Here is an 18,500-nt window from a genome sequence, read left to right as displayed (position 1 = left end):
GGATTCTCCTTTTCCGCTTACAGCGCGGCGATCTTGGCCCGGCAGGCGGGGCAGATGCAGTAGCCCTCATACTGGGCCATGCCGGCCACCAGCTCGCCGCAGAAGTCGCAGCTGCCGGCGGGACGGTGCTTTTTGAGGATGATCTGATCGCCCTCCACGAAGATCTCGAGCTTCGAGTCCTTGTCGATGTGCATATTGGTGCGCAGTTCCTTGGGAAGGACGATGCGCCCCAGAGAGTCGATGCCGCGAACGATGCCAGTTGTTTTCATATTCATTTCTCCTTTAGTAGTGTGTCCGGAAGAATGGCAGATATGGCACTGATTGCGACGATGCGACGCGAAAAATGTTCCTGTGCAGGAAAAACAGGAAAAAACTGCCAACTTCTTTCCTGCTCAGTATACAAAAAGTTGAGCCGTTCGTCAATCGAAACGCGGAGTTTCGACAAAAACTTCTCAAAGAAACCGCAAAATCAGGGTCAGGCGCTTCCGGGGACGCCCCTCTTTGCTGTCTCCGTTGACAAACAGGGCCGGAGAGGGTAAACTTAGGCAGAGATATTTGCAATTCATTTGCCTATGATAGATAAAAAGGAGAAATCATTATGCCGAATCCGAAGATCCGCACCCGATTTGCCCCCTCGCCCACGGGTTATATGCATGTTGGCAACCTGCGCACCGCGCTGTACACCTACCTGATGGCCAAGCACGACGGCGGCACCTTCATCCTCCGCATCGAGGACACCGATCAGGGCCGCTACGTCGAGGGCGCTGTGGACGTCATCTACAACACCCTGCGGGAGACCGGCCTGCTGTGGGACGAAGGCCCCGATGTAGGCGGCCCCGTCGGCCCCTACGTCCAGAGCGAGCGGATGGGGATGTTCAAGCAGTACGCCGAACAGCTGGTGGCAGAGGGCAAGGCCTACTACTGCTTCTGCACCGAGGAGCGTCTGGAGGCCCTCCACGCCGAGCAGCGCGCCCACGGCGAGATGACCCACTACGACGGCTGCTGCCGCGACCTGCCGAAGGAAGAGGTGGAAAAGCGCCTCGCCGCCGGTGAGCCGTACGTCATCCGCCAGAAGATCCCCCGCGAGGGCGTGACCGGCTTCGACGATATGGTCTACGGCCATATCGAGGTCAACAACAGCGAGATGGACGACCAGATCCTCATCAAGACCGACGGGATGCCCACCTACAACTTCGCCAATGTGGTGGACGACCACCTCATGGGCATCACCCACGTCATCCGCGGCAGCGAATACCTGTCCTCCACCCCGAAGTACAACCTGCTGTATCAGGCGTTCGGTTGGGACATCCCGAACTACATCCACTGCCCGCCGGTCATGAAGGACGCCCAGAACAAGCTCTCCAAGCGCAACGGTGATGCCAGTTATCAGGACCTCGTGGCCAAGGGCTACCTGACCGAGGCCATCCTGAATTACATCTGCCTGCTGGGCTGGAGCCCCAAGGGAGAGTATGCCGAGCAGGAGATCTTCTCGCTGGCAGATCTGGTCAAGATCTGGACGCCGGACGGTATCTCCAAGTCGCCCGCCATCTTCGACCCTCTCAAGCTGCGGGCCATCAATGCAGAGTATATCCGCCGTCTGTCTCCCGAGGAGTTCCTTGCCAAGGCCGAGCCGTGGATCGACAGCGCCGTCCACACCCCCATCGACAAGAAGCTGCTCTGCGCAAACCTTCAGCCCCGCTGTGAGGTGCTGGGCGAGATCCCCGAGCAGCTGGACTTCTTCGACGTCATGCCCGAGTATGACGTGAGCCTCTACACCAACAAGAAGCAGAAGACCACCCCCGAGTCCGCCAAGGAGGCGCTGGAGGCCCTGCTGCCCGTCCTGAGCGACGAGGCACTGGACTTTGGCGACCGCGACACCGTCTTTGATGCCTGCAAGGCCAAGGCCGAAGAGCTGGGCAAGAAGAACGGCTGGCTGCTCTACCCGCTGGGCATCGCCCTTTCGGGCAAGCAGCGCACCCCCGGCGGCGGCACCGACCTCGCCTGCATGATGGGCCGCGAAAAGACCCTCGAGCGGGTGAAGGCCGCCATCGGGAAGCTGAATGGGTAAAAAGACCTTATAAAAACGTAAGGAGGCAGTCTGTATGATGTATCCGTTCATGACGCTGGACGATAACACTGAGGTCGTCCATTCAGAAATGCTCCCGGACCATCGCGTCAAGGTTTATTTCGAGAAGCCGGATGCGAAGGATTGCTTCCATTCTGCGGTGTGTTATCTCCCCGACTATAAGTGGGAGGACATCAACGGCTTTACCCCGGCGGAGATCGCCCGGTATCAGGAGCTTGTGGAGTCCACAGCGCATCTGATCTTGCAGTTCTCCAAAGAGGGAGGCGTCGAAAATGCCGCAGGTTTTTAAGATCGGCTCCTACTGGGTCTATTTCTGGGCCAATGAGAACGAGCCGCTGGAACCGGTACACGTCCATGTGGCGCAGGGTGCACCCAGCGCCAACGCCACCAAGATATGGATCACCCGGGCAGGAAAGTGCTATCTGAGCAACAATAATTCTCAGATACCGCCCCGTGTCCTGCGCAACATCATGGCCATTATCGAAGCACGAAGCGCCGAGGTCGTCGCAAAATGGACGAGCTTTTTTGGCGAAGCACACTATTTCTGCTGAGATTTTATCCCATCCCATCACCCCGCCAAAAACCGCGCCGCGTCTGGGCTAGAGTATATGCAACAGGCGCGGGAAACAGAACAGCACAACGTGATATTGCAGAAGATCCCCGCCGGAAAGCGGGGATTTTTCTATGCAGGTGTCTTTTCGGACCATCCAGACCTCTACGGGCAGAAAGCCGGTGGGCGGCGCGCTCCGGGCGCGGGCGGCGGTGCGGCCCGCCCTGCGGCAGGGGTGTGCATTTCTGCTGGGGCTGGCCGGAGGCTGGGCTGTGCTGTACGGGGCGCTGATGCCCTTCGGGCTGGGGCTGACACTGGGCTTTGGGGAGGACTGCTTTGCCGTGGGGGCTGCCGGGGCAGCGCTGGGGCTGCTGGCGCGGAGCTTCGGAGCGCTGACGGTGGAGAGCATCTGCCTGCTCTGCGGGCTGGGCGCGGCGGTGGCTGCGCGGTGGCTCTGGCCGGGCCGGTTCGGCCCGGCGGTGCTGGCAGGCTGCGGCACGCTGGCGGGGAGCGCCGTCTGCTTCGCGGCGGGGGAGGAGAACGGCGTTCAGCTCCTGCTGCTCTGCGGCGGGGACGCCCTGCTGGCGGCGGCGCTGGGGCTGGGCCTCCGCCGCTTCCCGCCCGAAAAGCCGGGGATGGGCAGCCTGCTGCTGGCGGCCGCCGTGGCAGCCGCATGGGGCGGGGTGAGCTTCGGGCTTCTCCTGCCCGGGGTGCTGGTCTGTGCGGCGGCAGAGCTGGCCCTCTGCTGCAAGGGTCTGCCGCTGGCGGCACTGGCCCTCAGCGGGGTGACGGGGGCGGCGCTGGCGTCCGCCGACCCTTCTCTTGCCCCTGCCGCCGCCGGGCTGGCCTGCGGGTGTGCCGCTGCGGCGGTGCTTGCCCCGGCAAGGCGCATCGAGGGGCTTGCGGCCTACGGGGGCGGCTGTGTGGCGGGGGTGCTCTGCGTCCAGCCGCTGGCCGGGGCATTCGGCTTCCTGCTCAGCGCCGGGGCGGGCGCGGGGCTTTGCGCCCTGCTGCCTGCGGGCTGGCTGGCCCCTGCCGCCAAGGACGATGACCCGCCCGGGGACGAGCGGCCCCGCCTCTCCGCCGCCGCGACCCGGCTGGAAGCGGTGGCCGAAAGCCTCTCCTCGCTGGCGGAGACGGTGAACGAGGTATACGACGCCTTTCCGCGCCGGTGCGAGGACTTCCGCTGGGTCATCGACAACATCCACGACAGCCTCTGCGCCAACTGCGGGCGGCGGGAGGTCTGCTGGAAGCAGGAGCACGCCGCCACGCTGGAAGGGATGGAGGCCCTGCGCCCCATTCTGGAAGAGCGGGGCCATCTGGAGACCATGCTTTTGCCCGGACAGCTGGCCCGGTGCATCCACCCGGCAGCGCTCTGCGCGGCGGGAGACAGGGCCTTTGCCCTCTACCGCAGCCGCCGGGAGGCCCGCGTCCACTCCGAGGCCATGCGGACGGCCCTCACCGAGCAGTACAGCGCGGTGGCCGATGCGCTGGGCGTCCTCAGCGAGCAGCTGGGCCGTCCCGGAAGCCCCGAGCCGTATAAATCGGGCCGGGTGGCGGCGCTGTTTGCCCAGCTGGGCACGCCGCCGCTGGAATGCGCCGTCACGCTGGATGATCTGGGCCGCACCCGGGCGGCGGTGACGCTGCCCCGCACCCGCTTCAGCGAAAAGGAGCTGGCCGCGCTGGCCGGGGAGGTGGGGCGCATCTGCCGCCGCAGCCTTGAGCCGCCGCAGGTGCTCTCCTGCAAGGGGATGACCACCCTGCTCTTTGCGGAAAAGCCGCTGCTGCGGGCCGTGTTCGGGACGGCAGGCGCAGCGGCACGGGGCGAAATATCCGGCGACGCAGTGCAGCAGTTCTGCAGCGCGGCGGCGGCGCAGATGATCCTCTGCGACGGCATGGGGACGGGACGCCCTGCGGCAGTGGACGGCAATCTGGCCGCAGAGCTGACGGCCCGGCTGCTGAAAGCGGGCTTTACCGCCGAACTTGCGGCGAGGCTGGTGAATGTGGCGCTGGCCCTCAAGAGCGACGAGGAGAGCGGCGCGACCCTTGACCTCGTCAGCGTGGATCTCTACACCGGCACGGCACGGCTCTTCAAGGCCGGCGCGGCCCCGGGCTTCCTCGTCCACGGAGGCAAGGCCCGGGCCGTGGGCGAAGCCAGCCTGCCCATGGGCATTCTCGGGGGCGTCAGCGGCCAGAGCCGGGTGGTGCATCTGGCAGCGGGGGACTATGTGGTGCTGGTGTCGGACGGTCTGCTGGCAGACGGCCCGGGCTGGGTGCTCCAGCAGCTGGAGCTTTCCGCTGCCAAGGCCGAAGCCCCCGACCTGCTGGCGAAAAAGCTGGTGGAGGCGGCCCGTGCCCGTGCTGTCCAGCGGGGCAGGCCCGACGACATCACCGCTGCGGTGCTCCGGCTCGAGAACAGTTGAGATTGCTTTTTGGGCGGCAAGAGGGTATACTGAAAAGTATCCCAACTGACCATAGGAGAGATTATCATGCTGACGATCACAGTTGCACAGGACGGCAGCGGCGACTTCGCATCCATCGCGGAGGCGGTGCTGGCCGTACCCTATGAGGAGGAAGCATTGGTGCAGGTCGGCCCCGGACTTTACCGGGAAAAGCTGATCTGCGAGAAGCGCTGCATCACCCTGCGGGGGGCGGGTGCAGACCGGACACGGCTCGTGTGGGGCGACGGCGGAAAGCTGCCCCACAAGGACGGCCGCCCTACCCACACCTTCCGCAGCTACACCGCCTTTTTCAGCGGCGGGACGCTCTGCGTGGAGGACATGACCATCGAGAATGACGCCGGGCCGGGCGCACAGGCCGGGCAGGCCGTCGCGGCCTATGTGGACAGCGCCCGGGCGGTGTTCCGGCGGGTGAAGCTGCTGGGCAATCAGGATACCCTCTTCTGCGCCCCGCTGCCCGAAAAGGAGCGGGAGAAGGACGGCTTCCTCGGTCCGAGGGGCCTTGCGCCCCGCCGCCCGACGGCCCAGTACTATACCGAATGCGAGATCGCGGGGGACATCGATTTCATCTTCGGCGGCGGAGACGCGCTGTTCGAGAACTGCACCATCCGCACCGTGGACAACCACATCCCCCACAGCTATGTCACCGGCCCGTCGGGCAAAGCCGACGGGCTGGGCTTCGTGTTCTGGAACTGCGATTTCGTCTCCGACTGCCCGGCAGGCAGCGTCTATCTGGGCCGTCCGTGGCGTCCCGAGGGGAAGACGGCGGTGCTGGACTGCCGCCTCGGCGCCCACATCGCCCCGGAAGGCTTCATCGCGTGGAACGACCGCACGGACACCGGTCTCGCCACCTTCGCCGAGGCCGACAGCGCCGGCCCGGGCGCGGCAGAGCGTCCGGCGTGGGTGCGTGCCCTCTCCGGGCCGGAGGCGGCGGCGCTGCTGGCCCGCGCCCGCGCCCTCTGCCGCCCGGCATGACGGAGGATGTGACCGATGAAAAAACTGCCTGACTTTGTAAAATGGCTCATCATCGCTGCGGTGCTGGCCGGGATGGCCGCCCTGATGGTGGCCGTGAACGACCGGGCCTCCCGGGTGGAGATGCCGATGCCGGACAACAGCCTCGGCATCTACCGCACGACGCCCGCCGCCGGAAACTGAATCCTGAACCTTGAAACGGGACTGCTGCAAAGCGGCCCCGTTTTTTGCATAATCCTGCCCCGCTTTGCGTATGCTGTACGGACAAAACTGAATGGGTGGGAGGCATGGGTATGTTTGTGGTCACACTGAGTAAGGCAAGCGTCAAGAAGGTGGGCGTTGGGGCACTGTGCTGTGCGCTGGTGGTGTTCAGCGCCATGCTGGGGCGTTACATCAGCACCCGCGCGGTGGCCGTCGCGGCGGCGAACAATAAGATCGAAAGTGCACAGGACATCCAGACGTGGTTCACGGGCTACGGGCTGGACGTAGATGGGGCGTCCATCACCGCCGACAAGGTCAAGATCCCCCGGAAGTGGGACGACAGCTTCTCGGCCTTCAATGGAGTGGTGCAGCAGAGCGGGATGGACCTCACCCGCTACAAGGGCAAGACGGTGGAAAAGTGGACGGCGCTCATCCCTGCTGCCAGCCGGGGCGACGTGAGCAGCTACGGCGTGCTGCTGGTCTACCGGAAGAAGGCCGTCGGGGCGTATCTGCTGGAAAAGCCCTCCGGCGTCGTCACGGGACTGAAGGACGCCCAGACCGCCATGGCATTGCAGGAGGCCGAGCAGGTGTCCGGCGAGGACTTCAGCGGCGACTGGGGAGAGCGGCACGATGAGGAGCTGACCGACGAACAGGCCCGGCAGACCTCGGGCGAGGATTTCAGCGGGGACTGGGGCGAGCGCCACGACGAAGAGCTGACCAGTGAACAGGCGCAGCAGACCTCCGGAGAGCCGGAAAATGCACAGAGCCAGCCCGTGCAGTATACCGACCTGCCGCTGGACGCCGAGGGCTACCCTGTCGAATAGGTGTCATTTTGCACGAAAAAGTGCGGTGAAGCAGAAAAGATGTGCAATAGTGGTATTTCTGGAAAAATATTCTGTTCAATGTTACTAAAATTTTTGATAAAAAATCGGCAATATGGAAGGGTGAAAAAAGAACGACTAAGGTTTATAATAGAGATAGACATCCAGCAGCCAGAAGGTTCGAGTGCTGTGTCCCGATGGGCAGGGTGAGCTGCCCGGGAGGATCGGATGAAGTAAGGAGAAAATGATCATGAAGGAATTCCAGTACACCGTTAAGGATGCCTGCGGCATCCACGCACGTCCCGCCGGCCTGCTCGTTAAGGTGGCCAAGGGCTTTGCAAGCACCGCTACCCTCGAAAAGGCAGGCAAGACCTGCGACCTGCGCAAGCTGATGGCCCTGATGGGCATGGGCGTCAAGCAGGGCGACACCGTGACCATCAAGGTGGAGGGCGACGACGAGGCCGCCTGCGCCGAAGCGATCCAGAAATTCCTGAGCGAGAACGTCTGATCGCCCAGTGTGATGAGAAGCCCTTGCGGGGAATGCCTGCGGGGGCTTTTTGTTACGAAAATGAAAACGATGAAATAAGGAGAAAATGCAATGCAGGTAGGCACCGGTAAAAGCATCCTGAATGGCATTGCCATCGGAAAGCTGAAGATCTATAAGAAAAAGAATACCGTTATCTCCGCCGCTGAGGTGGCCGACACCGCCGCTGAACTCCAGCGCTTTGAGGATGCCCGCGCCAAGGCCATCGACCAGCAGACCGCCCTCTACGAGAAGGCTCTGGCTGAGGCCGGCGAGGACATCGCCGAGGTGTTCAACATCCACGCCATGATGCTGGACGACGACGACTTCGTGGACGCCATCAAAGAGATCATCAACGGCCAGCACCGCTGCGCCGAGTATGCCGTCAAGACCGCCGGAGACAATCAGGCCGCCGTCTTTGCGGCCATGGACGACCCCTATTTGCAGGCCCGCAGCGCCGATGTCATCGACATCGCGCAGGCCATCCTCGATATTCTGCAGGGGGTGGACAACGCGACGCTGCAGGGCACCGAGCCGAGCATCCTCGTGGCAGAGGACCTCGCCCCCTCCGAGACTGTCCGGATGGACAAGAGCCTGCTGCTGGGCTTCATCACCCGGGAGGGCAGCTCCAACAGCCACACCGCCATCCTCGCCCGCAGCATGAACATCCCCGCCCTCATCCAGTGCAAGGACATTCAGGACGACTGGGACGGCAAGATGGCGGTCGTGGACGGCTACAATGCCTGCGTCTACGTTGACCCCACCCCCGACCTGCTCAAGAGCCTGAAAAAGCGCCAGCAGGAGGACCAGAAAAAGCAGGCCCTCTTACAGGAGCTGAAGGGCAAGCCCAACACCACCCTTGACGGCAGGACCATCAACGTCTTTGCCAACATCGGCGGCATGGGCGATGTGGGGGCGGTGCAGCAGAACGACGCCGGCGGCGTCGGCCTCTTCCGCACCGAGTTCGTCTACCTCAACTGCAAGGACTTCCCGACGGAGGACTACCAGTTCGAGGCCTATAAGCAGGTGCTGGAGAGCCTTGCGCCCCGCAAGGTGGTCGTCCGCACCTGCGACATCGGCGCGGACAAGACCGTGGATTACATGAAGCTGGACCACGAGGACAACCCCGCACTGGGCTACCGCGCCATCCGCATCTGCCTGACCCGGAAGGACTTCTTCAAGACCCAGCTGCGTGCGCTGCTGCGGGCTTCGGCCTACGGCAACATGAGCATCATGTTCCCCATGATCACCAGCCTGCGGGAGCTGCAGGACGCCAAGGCTGTGCTGGACGAGTGCCGCGCCGAGCTGCGTGCAGAGGGCAAGAAGTTCGACGAGAAGATGGAAGTGGGCACCATGATCGAGACGCCTGCCGCCGTCCTCATCGCGGACGAGCTGGCGGAGGAGTGCGACTTCTTCTCCATCGGCACCAACGACCTGACCCAGTACACCTGTGCGCTGGACCGTCAGAACGCAAAGCTGGAGCCGTTCTTCAACCCCCACCACCCCGCTGTCCTCCGGGCCATCAAGATGACCATCGACGCGGGCCACCGCCACGGCATCTGGGTGGGCATCTGCGGTGAGCTGGGCGCAGACACCGCCCTCACCGAGACCTTCCTGCGGATGGGCGTAGATGAGCTGTCCATGAACGCCAAGAGCGTGCTGCCCGTGCGCAAGATCATCCGCAGCATCGACCTGAGCAAGCCTTCGGATAAATAAGGCATTCCACGCTGAACCCTCGGCCCCCGGCAGGGAACTTCCCCGCCGGGGGCTTTCTGCACCCGAAAAATTTGCAGAAATGCTTTAAAACCATAAAGTGCAGTGCTATACTGATAGCATTGGTACATCTGCTGAGAGGAAATATTTATGACACGACTGCTTATCCGCCTGTTCATCAGGCACCCGGAGGACACGAAGGACGCCGCCGTCCGCACGGCCTACGGCAATCTGGCCAGCCTTGTGGGTATGGCCTGCAATATTCTGCTCTGTCTGGGCAAGCTGACGGCGGGCACCCTTTTCGGCTCCATCGCCATCATGGCCGACGCGCTGAACAACCTTTCGGACGCTTCCTCCAACGTGGTGAGCCTTGTGGGCTTCCGGCTGGCAGCCAAAGGCCCGGACGAGAAGCACCCCTACGGCCACGCCCGGTATGAGTACCTCGCGGGCCTCGTGGTCTGCGTCACCATCCTCGCCATCGGGCTTTCGCTGCTGAAGGAATCGGTCCTGAAGGTGCTCCACCCCACGGCGGTGGTGTTCAGCTGGCTCAGCGTGGCGGTGCTGGCGGCGTCCATCGGCGTCAAGCTCTGGATGAGCCGTTTCAACAAGACCATCGGCCAGCGCATCGGCTCTGAGACCCTGATGGCCACCGCCGCCGACAGCCGGAACGACGTACTGACCACCAGCGCCGTCCTCCTGTCCACCGTCCTCTCCCGCCTGACGGGCTGGGACGTGCTGGATGGCCTCATGGGCGTGGCGGTGGCCGGGTTCATCCTCTGGTCGGGGTGGGGGCTGATGATGGATACCCTCAGCCCGCTTCTGGGCGAAAGCCCCTCGCCGGAGCTGGTGGAGCACATCGAGCGCACCGTCATGAGCTATCCCGGCGTGCTGGGCGTCCACGACCTGATGGTCCACGATTACGGCCCGGGGCATCAGTTCGCCTCGCTCCACATCGAGTTCCCGGCGGAGGCCGACCCCTTGGAGGCCCACGACATCATCGACAACATCGAGCGGGAATTTATGGAAAAAGACCGCCTGCAGGTCACCATCCACTACGACCCCATCGTGACATCGGACGCCGCCGTGGGCGTCCTGCGCAGCCGTCTGATGGAGAAAGCCCGCCAGATGGACCCGCGCCTGTCCGTCCATGACCTGCGCATCGTGCCGGGAGACAGCCACACCAATGTTCTCTTCGACCTTGTCTTCCCGGCGGGCTACACCGGGGATAAGGATGCCCGGCTGGCCGAGATGTGCAATTTCGTCAAGGAGCAGGACCCGAAATACTGCTGTGTCATAAAGGTGGAGCAGAGCTATGCGTCTGCCCCGCCCGAAGAGGAACAATAAGAAAAAGAGGGAAAGGATTATGCTGAACGAGACTTACCGCGCCATGCTGGGCCATAAGAGCGTCATCCGCGAGACTTTCATGTATGGCAAACAGCGCGCCGCCGAGATCGGCTATGAGAACGTGTTCGACTACTCGCTGGGCAACCCCAGCGTGCCCTGCCCGGACAAGTTCACCAAGACCATGCAGACCCTGCTGGCTGAGGAGGAGCCGGTGGCCCTCCACGGCTACTGCCCCAGTCAGGGCGACCCGGGCTTCCGCACCGCTGTGGCGGCCCATCTGGCCGGGACCTTCGGCCTGCCCTACGAGCAGAAGGATATTTTCCCCACCACGGGTGCGGCGGGGGCCATCGCCCACGCCATCCGCGCTGTGACCAAGCCCGGCGACGAGGTGCTGACCTTCGCGCCCTATTTCCCGGAGTACGGCCCCTATGTTGGGGGCACCGGCGCGGTCCTGAAGGTCGTGCCCCCGCAGGCCCCGGCGTTCCAGCCGAACCTCGACGCCTTTGAGGCGATGCTGAACGAGAAGGTCACCTGCGTCCTCATCAACACCCCCAACAACCCCACCGGCGTGGTCTACTCTGCCGGGACGCTGACCCGGCTGGCTGACATCCTGACCGAGAAAAGCAGGGCCTTCGGACACACGATCTTCCTCGTCAGCGATGAGCCTTACCGCGACATCGCGTTTGATGGCAGAAAGGTGCCTTACCCGGCGGCATTCTATCCCCACACCCTGACCTGCTTCTCCTTCTCCAAGAGCCTGAGCCTCCCCGGCGAGCGTCTGGGCTATGTGGCCGTCCGGCCCGGCTGCGAGGGCGAGGAGCTGCTGGTGGATATGATGGCCCAGATCTCCCGCTTCACCGGCCACAACTGCCCGCCCAGCATCATCCAGCGCGCCGTGGCCCAGTGCCTCGACGTGACCAGCGACCTTTCCGTCTACGAGACGAACATGAACCTGCTCTACGACAAGCTCACAGAGCTGGGCTTCGAGGTGGAGCGCCCCGGCGGCACCTTCTACATCTTCCCGAAGGCGCTGGAAGAGGACGCCAATGCCTTCTGCCTCAAGGCCCGGGAGTTCGACCTGCTGCTGGTGCCCAGCGACACCTTCGGCGTTAAGGGCTATGTCCGCTTTGCCTACTGCATCGACACCGAGAAAGTGGAGCGCAGCCTGCCTGCGCTGGAAAAGCTGGCTGCGGCCTATAAGTGAGGAAATAAAATGCATCCGCTCCCCGAATATCCCCGTCCCAGCCTGCGCCGGGACAGCTATCTGAATCTGAACGGCCTGTGGGATTACGCCATCACCAGAAGCCCGGAGTTTCCGGCCCGGTGGGACGGCAGCATCCTCGTGCCCTATTCGCCCGAGGCAAGGGCCTCCGGCGTGAGCCGCACCTTGCAGCCCGGCCAGTGGCTCCACTATCACCGCGCCTTCACGCCCCCGGCGGGCGAGGGCGGGCGGGTCCTGCTCCATTTCGGGGCGGTGGACTATGCCTGCGCGGTGGAGGTCAACGGCCGTCTGGCCGGGGGACACCGGGGCGGCTACTGGCCCTTCACGCTGGACATCACCGACCTGCTCCGCCCGCAGGGGCACAACACCCTCTGGGTGGCGGTCCAAGATCCCACCGGTGCGGGCACGCAGGCCAGAGGCAAGCAGACCCTCAAGCCCGGCGGGATGTTCTACCCGGCCCAGAGCGGCATCTGGCAGACCGTCTGGCTCGAGCGGGTACCGGAAAACTATATCGAAAGCCTCACCGTCACCCCGGACTATGACGCCCGGACTGTGACGGTCAGAGTCCATACCACAAAGCCCGGCGGCGCGGTAAATGTCTGGGCGGCTGTCCGGGCCGGAGGCGTGACCATCGCCGAGGACTGGGGCAGCGACGAGGCCGACCAAGACGGCGAAGTGACCCTGAATATCTCCGAGGAGCACTTTTTCCCGTGGAGTCCCGACAGCCCCTTCCTCTACGACCTGACCGTGGGCACGACGCAGGGCGAAGAGGAGGGGTTCGACACCGTACACAGCTACTTCGCCCTCCGCAAGTGGGAGTGCAGGGAGGATGGACGGGGCATCAAGCGCTTTTTCCTGAACGGAAAGCCTATCCTCCTCAACGGCCTGCTGGATCAGGGCTACTGGCCCGAGGGCCTTTACACCCCGCCCTCCGACGGGGCAGTGGAGCACGAGCTGCACACCGTGCGGGAGCTGGGCTTCAATCTGCTGCGCAAGCACGCCAAGATCGAGCCGGAGCGGTGGTATTACCACTGCGATAAACTGGGCATCATCGTCTGGCAGGACATGGTGAACGGCGGCGGGGCCTATCCCATGTGGTACGTCACCTACCTGACGAACGCTTTGCAGCCGCTGCTGCGCTATGCCCCGGACGGGAAGCTGCTCTGGGGACTGCTGGGCCGGGGCAGCGCCCACAGCCGGGAGGAGTACAGCCGGGAGCTGGCCGACACGGTGGCCGCGCTGGGCCAGCACCCCTCCATCGGATGCTGGGTGCCCTTCAATGAGGGCTGGGGGCAGTTCGACGCAGAGAAAGCGACGGAGGCCCTCCGCGCCCTCGACCCGACCCGTCTGGTGGATGAGGCCAGCGGCTGGTTCGACCGGGGCGGGGGAGATGTCCACTCCATCCACAACTACTTCTATCCGCTCCGCATCCGCCCGAAAGCGCGGACGGTGGCCCTCAGCGAGTACGGCGGCATCGCGTGGCCCATGCCCGGCCACGAGCCGCCCCGGAAGACCTACGGCTACGGTACAGTCAGAAGCCGGGCCGAGCTGACCGGGCGCTACCGTGACTTGCAGCTCAAGACCATTCTGCCCCAGCTGAGAAAGGGCCTCTCGGCGCTGGTATACACGCAGCTGACCGATGTGGAGGATGAGGTGAACGGCCTGTTCACCTACGACCGCCGGGCCATCAAGCCCGAGGCCGCTGCCATCCGGGCCGTCAATGAGGCGCTGGAAGCGGAATTTGAAAAGGTCGTATCCTGACAGCAAAAAAACTCCGGGAGCCGGAAGGCCCTCGGAGTTTTTTGCATCTTATTCCGGAAAAATTACTGATCGCTCTGGGTGTTCTTGATCTTGGAGGCCGGAAGCTTCTTCATGGCGGCGGTGTCCAGCGCATGAGGCAGCGAAGCGCCGAAGGACTGGATGCTGTCCTGCAGCTCGCTGCTCTTCATGTCGGAGAGGGCCTGTGCGCGGAGAGCGTCCAGCGTGTCGGCCTCCAGCGGGTCGAGGCGGACGAGGAGCATCAGCGCATAGCCGGAGTACTGCACCGCAGCTGCCTCGCCGGGCTTCAGGGCACGGACGGCGTCGGCAGCGCCCTCCTCAGAGAAGGTGGAGTCGATGTCGGCAGCACCCAGCAGGGCGGTGGAGAGAGAAGCAGCGTCGGAGGACGGCGTGCTGTCCAGCACGGCGTAGATGTCGGGCAGAGCGGCAGAGACGGCAGCGCCGAAGGCGGAGGTCTGCGCTGCGGCGTCAGCGTGGACGGCGGCGTTGTAGCTCTCGGCGGCGGTCTGGGCCAGCTCCAGCATCTGGGTGCTCTGGTCGTCGTCGGCGAAGGCGAAGGTGCTGGTATTGTACAGCGGGATGACGGTGTAGCGGATGTAGACCATATCGTCCTCGAGGTGGCTGGTCAGCTCAGCGTCAGAGACAGGGGTCTCGCCGTCGGTGCCGTAGCAGAGGGTGAGCAGGTCGCTGCTCTTGATGAGGATGCGCTCGAACCGCTTGAGGGTGTCGAGGCCGATGCCGTTGGCCTTATAGAGGTCGCCGTTCTGCTCCATCAGCTGGGAGGCGTAGCTGTCGGCCTGTGCCTCCTCGTCGGGGGTCAGCACGCCGCCCAGCGCGTCGAAGCGGGTCTCGATGGCGGCGTAGGACTCGAGGTTCTCGAGGGTCTTCTGGGCCACATAGTCGCTGACCACGGCGGTCTCGCCGGTGGCATCATCGACGGTGATGGTGGCTTTGAGGAAGCTGGACACCTTGGAGGCATCCTGCTCGTCGGAGGCGAGGTCGGCGGCGGTCTGGTAGGCGTCGAACTGGGCCAGCAGATAGAGGCCGGAGGGGATGTCCACATCGCCGATGGTGCCGACGGAATCCGGGGTGGAGAGGCTGCAGCCCACGAGGCCGACGGCCAGTGCGAGGGCGCAGACGAGCGCGATGAGTTTCTTTTTCATAAGTGTACTCCTGATAAAGTTTATTTTTTGCCGGAGGCATCCTCCTGCGGGGCGGCAAGGATGTCCGCCATCGCCCGGAGGATGCTTTGCAGCAGTTCCAGCGGCTTTTCGTCGGGCTGAAGGACCACTGAGAGGTAGGGTTTGGTACCCGCACCTGCCGTCACCCGGCCATTGAAGGCGATGAGCAGGCCGCGTATCATGGCGACGTCCAGCGTCTCGACCTGTAAGAGCAGGGTGTCCTTCTTCTGGGTGACTTCGTAGACGCCCACGGCGGCGGCTTGGACCCGCACCAGCGAGACGCTGACAAGGTCGCTGACCGAGGGGGGCGGGTCGCCGTAGCGGTCGATCAGCTCGTCCAGCACGTCGGCGGCGTCCTCGGGGGTCTGGATGGCGGCGATGCGCTTGTAGGCCTCGATGCGGCCCGGGCCGTCGGCGATATACTTCTCGGGGATGAAGGCGTCTACCCGCAGGTCCACGAGGCACTCGCTCTTGTCCCGCTGGATGGGTTCACCCTTGGCCCGGGCGATGGCCTGTCCCAGCATCTTGACATAGAGGTCGTAGCCCACGGCCTCCATGTGGCCGTGCTGGCTGTGGCCCAGCAGACTGCCTGCGCCGCGAATTTGTAGGTCGCGCATGGCGATGCGGAAGCCGGAGCCGAAGGCTGTGAACTCCCGGATGGCGGAAAGCCGCTTCTGGGCGATGTCGGTGAGGGTCTTGTCCCGCCGGAAGGTGAAGTAGGCGTAGGCTTTCCGGCCAGAGCGGCCCACACGGCCTCTGATCTGGTACAGCTGGGCGAGGCCCATCCGGTCGGCATCCTCGATGATGAGGGTGTTGCAGTTGCGCACGTCGATGCCCGTCTCGATGAGGGTGGTGCAGACGAGGATGTCGATCTCGCCGTTCAGCAGATGCTGCCAGACGGGGTTCAGCTCCTCCTCGGTCATCTTGCCGTGGGCGATGCCCACCCGTGCACCGGGCACCATCTGGCTGACATGGGCGGCTGTGGACTCGATGTTGTCCACACGGTTGTGGAGGTAGTAGACCTGACCGCCCCGGGCCAGCTCCTTCTTCATGGCCTCGGCGAGGATGACGTCGTTATATTCCAGCACGAACGTCTCCACAGGCTGGCGCTCGATGGGGGGCTGCTCGATGGTGGAAAGGTCGCGGATGCCGCTCATGGCCATGTTCAGGGTGCGGGGGATGGGGGTGGCCGAGAGGGTCAGCATATCCACGCCGATGAAGTTCTCCTTCAGCTTCTCCTTATGCTTGACGCCGAAGCGCTGCTCCTCGTCGATGATGACAAGGCCGAGGTCGTGGAAGCGGACGTCCTTGGAGAGGAGACGGTGGGTGCCGACGACGATGTCCACGCTGCCGGACTGTAAGCCCCGCAGCGTCTCCTTCTGCTGCTTTGCGGTGCGGAAGCGGGAGAGCATCCCGACCTTCACCGGGAAAGCCTCCATGCGGGAGATGATGGTGTTGTAGTGCTGCCACGCCAGCAGGGTGGTGGGGGCGAGGATGGCGCACTGCTTGCCGCCCATGACGCACTTGAAGGCCGCCCGGAGGGCGACTTCGGTCTTGCCGACGCCGACGTCGCCGCAGAGCAGGCGGTCCATGGGCCAGCCTTTTTCCATGTCCTTTTTGATCTCAGCGGTGGCGTTGAGCTGGTCGTCCGTCTCGTCGTACTCAAAGCGGGATTCAAAGTCGCTCTGCCAGTCGCCGTCGGCGGGAAAGGCGTAGCCCGTGGCCTGCCGTCGGCGGGCGTAAAGCTCGATCAGCTCCTGCGCCATCTCCTCGGTGGCCTTTTTCACCTTGGCGCGGGTGCGCTGCCACTCGGTGCCGCCCAGCTTGGCCAGCTTCACCTTCTCCTCGTCGCCGGGGGCGGTATAGCGGCTCAGCAGGTCCAGCTGGGTGACGGGCACATAGAGCACGTCCGAGCCGGAATACTGGATCTTGAGGTAATCCTTTATCGCGCCCTGTACCTCAAGGCGCTGGATGCCCGCATACATACCGATGCCGTGGCTCTGGTGCACCACATAGTCGCCGGGCTTGATGTCCGACAGGCTGGAGAGGGCGTTTTTATTTTTCTTGCGCTTTTTGGCCTCGGCGGCCTCGTCGCCCAGACCGTGGCGCCGGGACGAGAGGACGGCGGCATGGGCAAAGGGGAAGGTGCAGCCTGCCGTGAGGTGGCCGGGCAGGACCTGCACCAGCCCCTTTGTGGGCCGGACGTCCCGGCTCATGCTGACGGCGTAGCCCTTGTCCGCGAGATCCCGGGTGAGGGCCGCCGCGCCCTTGGGCGTACCGGCAAAGAGGACGACCGCGTACCCCTGTGCCACCAGCGGGTCGAGATCCTCCCGCAGGGAGGCAAGGTCGCCGCCCCAGTTGGGGGCAGCAAAGGCCTCGGCGTTGATGAGGTCTTTGAGTTTGAACTCATTCATGCCCCGCAGGAAGTTCTCGCAGAGCAGGGTGCTTTGCTTCTGGGCTGCGATGGCGAGGTCGTCCATGGTCTGGTAGAGCACATCGAGGCCGGGGCAGAGGACACCCTCTTCCAGCAGGCCGGTCAGCTCCTCGCTGCGGCGGAACTCGGTGGCCTTCTGGGCGTCCCGGATGCCGCCCACCTCGTCGAGGATGAAGATGGGGCTGCGGAGATGGTCAAGAAGGGTGGCGGGCGTCTCATACCGCAGGCCGTAGTATTTGTCCATGGCCTCGGGCATGACGCCGCTGTCCAGCTGGGCAAGGTCGGCCTCCATCGCCTTTTCAAGGGCGGTGCGGTGCTTGCCCCGGGCTTTTTTCTGGGCGGCGCGGAGGGCGTCCGCCGTGTCGGCCGTGCTGCCGAACAGCACCTCACGGGCAGGGGAAAGATAAATTTTCTCGAGTGCGCCGTCCCGCCGCTGGGTCAGCAGGTCGAAGGAGGCCAGAGAGTCGATCTCATCGTCCCAGTATTCCACACGGGCGGGCTGGTGCATATCCGGGGCGTAGATGTCCACGATGTCGCCCCGGACGCTGAACTGGCCCGGGCCGTCCACCTGACTGCGCCGCACATACCCGGCGGCGAAGAGCCGCTCCACCAGCGCTTCCCGGTTGTAGACCATGCCGGGCTTGAGGGTGAGGGTGTTTTTCAGGAACTCATCCTGCGGCACCGTGTATTGGAGCAGGGCTTCGGCGGGGACGCAGACGGCCTGCAGCCGTCCGCCCGCCAGTGCGCCCAGCACCGACAGCCGCCGGTACTCGTACTCGCGGCCCGCGCCCTCCACGGGGCGGAGCATGAAGTCCCGGGGCGGGAATACCGCCGCCGAAAGGCCCAGCGTCTTGAGGTCGTCGGCGAAATGGGTGGCCTCGGCCTCGCCGGGGGTGACGATGCAGAGGACGCGGCCTGTGTCCTTCTGGAGGGAGGCGTAGAGCAGCGCCCGGCCCGCCGGAGGCAGGCCGAACAGTGCCGCCGGCCCTGGCGACGCAAGGCTGGCCGCGACCTTCTGGTATTCGGGGGTGCTTTTCAGGAGCGCTTCGTACATGGGAGATCTCCTTTCTGGTGGGGTTAAACCTCTCCGTCACGGCTGACGCCGTGCCACCTCCCCTATCGAGGGGAGGCTTTGGCATACCGGAAAACTTTACCTCTTCGCCAGAGGCTCCCCTCGGTAGGGGAGCTGTCGAGCGAAGCGAGACTGAGAGGTTG

The 18,500-nt window shown here is 64.2% G+C and carries 15 protein-coding genes; 12 read left to right on the top strand and 3 right to left on the bottom strand.

The features are described 5' to 3' along the window. Positions 1-17 precede the first annotated feature (17 nt). Positions 18-269: an AbrB/MazE/SpoVT family DNA-binding domain-containing protein gene (locus MTP38_RS12340; protein WP_227620128.1), complete on the bottom strand. Its 252-nt coding sequence runs from the start codon at positions 267-269 to the stop codon at positions 18-20. A 329-nt stretch (positions 270-598) separates the two neighbouring features. Here MTP38_RS12340 and gltX point away from each other — a divergent pair, with 329 nt between their 5' ends. The 12 genes from gltX (at position 599) to MTP38_RS12280 (ending at position 13,652) form a co-directional block, all read left to right on the top strand. Next, positions 599-2,068 (top strand): glutamate--tRNA ligase, encoded by a 1,470-nt coding sequence (gene gltX, locus MTP38_RS12335; RefSeq protein ID WP_256466380.1) that lies wholly within the window; start codon positions 599-601, stop codon positions 2,066-2,068. Between the two features lie 34 nt (positions 2,069-2,102). Continuing rightward, a complete protein-coding gene (locus MTP38_RS12330) occupies positions 2,103-2,375 on the top strand; it encodes a hypothetical protein (protein WP_227620130.1) in 273 nt (90 codons plus the stop codon). Then, on the top strand, positions 2,359-2,637 hold the full coding sequence (locus MTP38_RS12325) for a DUF4160 domain-containing protein (protein ID WP_249233730.1): 279 nt from the start codon (positions 2,359-2,361) through the stop codon (positions 2,635-2,637). The genes MTP38_RS12330 and MTP38_RS12325 overlap by 17 nt, the downstream gene beginning before the upstream one ends. A 133-nt stretch (positions 2,638-2,770) precedes the next feature. Then, positions 2,771-5,059, top strand: coding sequence for a PP2C family protein-serine/threonine phosphatase (locus MTP38_RS12320; RefSeq protein ID WP_330221119.1), 2,289 nt, complete (start codon positions 2,771-2,773; stop codon positions 5,057-5,059). Positions 5,060-5,125: 66 nt separating this feature from the next. Further along, positions 5,126-6,070, top strand: coding sequence for a pectinesterase family protein (locus MTP38_RS12315; protein WP_249233729.1), 945 nt, complete (start codon positions 5,126-5,128; stop codon positions 6,068-6,070). Between the two features lie 15 nt (positions 6,071-6,085). Next, complete coding sequence (locus MTP38_RS12310) at positions 6,086-6,250, top strand: hypothetical protein (protein WP_227620132.1); 165 nt, start codon at positions 6,086-6,088, stop codon at positions 6,248-6,250. Between the two features lie 110 nt (positions 6,251-6,360). Further along, positions 6,361-7,092, top strand: coding sequence for a DUF4830 domain-containing protein (locus MTP38_RS12305; protein WP_249233728.1), 732 nt, complete (start codon positions 6,361-6,363; stop codon positions 7,090-7,092). A 241-nt stretch (positions 7,093-7,333) separates the two neighbouring features. Then, complete coding sequence (locus tag MTP38_RS12300; RefSeq protein WP_227620134.1) at positions 7,334-7,597, top strand: HPr family phosphocarrier protein; 264 nt, start codon at positions 7,334-7,336, stop codon at positions 7,595-7,597. Positions 7,598-7,687: 90 nt separating this feature from the next. Further along, a complete protein-coding gene (gene ptsP / locus MTP38_RS12295) occupies positions 7,688-9,328 on the top strand; it encodes a phosphoenolpyruvate--protein phosphotransferase (protein WP_227620135.1) in 1,641 nt (546 codons plus the stop codon). A 147-nt stretch (positions 9,329-9,475) separates the two neighbouring features. After that, positions 9,476-10,669 (top strand): cation diffusion facilitator family transporter, encoded by a 1,194-nt coding sequence (locus MTP38_RS12290; RefSeq protein WP_227620136.1) that lies wholly within the window; start codon positions 9,476-9,478, stop codon positions 10,667-10,669. Positions 10,670-10,688: 19 nt separating this feature from the next. After that, positions 10,689-11,873 (top strand): pyridoxal phosphate-dependent aminotransferase, encoded by a 1,185-nt coding sequence (locus MTP38_RS12285; protein WP_249233727.1) that lies wholly within the window; start codon positions 10,689-10,691, stop codon positions 11,871-11,873. A gap of 9 nt (positions 11,874-11,882) precedes the next feature. Continuing rightward, the gene (locus tag MTP38_RS12280; protein ID WP_249233726.1) at positions 11,883-13,652 is read left to right on the top strand and encodes a glycoside hydrolase family 2 protein; all 1,770 of its coding nucleotides are present in this window, start codon (positions 11,883-11,885) and stop codon (positions 13,650-13,652) included. Between the two features lie 62 nt (positions 13,653-13,714). Here the strand turns inward: MTP38_RS12280 and MTP38_RS12275 are convergent, their stop codons facing one another. After that, the gene (locus MTP38_RS12275; protein WP_249233725.1) at positions 13,715-14,833 is read right to left on the bottom strand and encodes a foldase; all 1,119 of its coding nucleotides are present in this window, start codon (positions 14,831-14,833) and stop codon (positions 13,715-13,717) included. Positions 14,834-14,853: 20 nt separating this feature from the next. After that, entirely contained in the window at positions 14,854-18,339 is a 3,486-nt protein-coding gene (gene mfd, locus MTP38_RS12270) for a transcription-repair coupling factor (protein WP_249233724.1), read from the bottom strand. Between the last annotated feature and the right edge of the window lie 161 nt (positions 18,340-18,500).

This window comes from Faecalibacterium sp. I3-3-89 (genome assembly GCF_023347275.1).
In the GTDB taxonomy this organism is placed as follows: domain Bacteria; phylum Bacillota; class Clostridia; order Oscillospirales; family Ruminococcaceae; genus Faecalibacterium; species Faecalibacterium butyricigenerans.
Note: the sequence above shows the minus strand (reverse complement) of the source record. Positions and strands in the feature narration are given on the sequence as shown.

Coding starts and splice junctions, on each gene's coding strand:
- MTP38_RS12330 (WP_227620130.1), top strand. CDS start 2,103: ATGATGTATCCGTTCATGACGCTGGACGATAACACTGAGGTCGTCCAT.
- MTP38_RS12300 (WP_227620134.1), top strand. CDS start 7,334: ATGATCATGAAGGAATTCCAGTACACCGTTAAGGATGCCTGCGGCATC.
- MTP38_RS12320 (WP_330221119.1), top strand. CDS start 2,771: ATGCAGGTGTCTTTTCGGACCATCCAGACCTCTACGGGCAGAAAGCCG.
- MTP38_RS12280 (WP_249233726.1), top strand. CDS start 11,883: ATGCATCCGCTCCCCGAATATCCCCGTCCCAGCCTGCGCCGGGACAGC.
- ptsP (WP_227620135.1), top strand. CDS start 7,688: ATGCAGGTAGGCACCGGTAAAAGCATCCTGAATGGCATTGCCATCGGA.
- gltX (WP_256466380.1), top strand. CDS start 599: ATGCCGAATCCGAAGATCCGCACCCGATTTGCCCCCTCGCCCACGGGT.
- mfd (WP_249233724.1), bottom strand. CDS start 18,339: ATGTACGAAGCGCTCCTGAAAAGCACCCCCGAATACCAGAAGGTCGCG.
- MTP38_RS12290 (WP_227620136.1), top strand. CDS start 9,476: ATGACACGACTGCTTATCCGCCTGTTCATCAGGCACCCGGAGGACACG.
- MTP38_RS12285 (WP_249233727.1), top strand. CDS start 10,689: ATGCTGAACGAGACTTACCGCGCCATGCTGGGCCATAAGAGCGTCATC.
- MTP38_RS12310 (WP_227620132.1), top strand. CDS start 6,086: ATGAAAAAACTGCCTGACTTTGTAAAATGGCTCATCATCGCTGCGGTG.
- MTP38_RS12340 (WP_227620128.1), bottom strand. CDS start 269: ATGAAAACAACTGGCATCGTTCGCGGCATCGACTCTCTGGGGCGCATC.
- MTP38_RS12305 (WP_249233728.1), top strand. CDS start 6,361: ATGTTTGTGGTCACACTGAGTAAGGCAAGCGTCAAGAAGGTGGGCGTT.
- MTP38_RS12325 (WP_249233730.1), top strand. CDS start 2,359: ATGCCGCAGGTTTTTAAGATCGGCTCCTACTGGGTCTATTTCTGGGCC.
- MTP38_RS12315 (WP_249233729.1), top strand. CDS start 5,126: ATGCTGACGATCACAGTTGCACAGGACGGCAGCGGCGACTTCGCATCC.
- MTP38_RS12275 (WP_249233725.1), bottom strand. CDS start 14,833: ATGAAAAAGAAACTCATCGCGCTCGTCTGCGCCCTCGCACTGGCCGTC.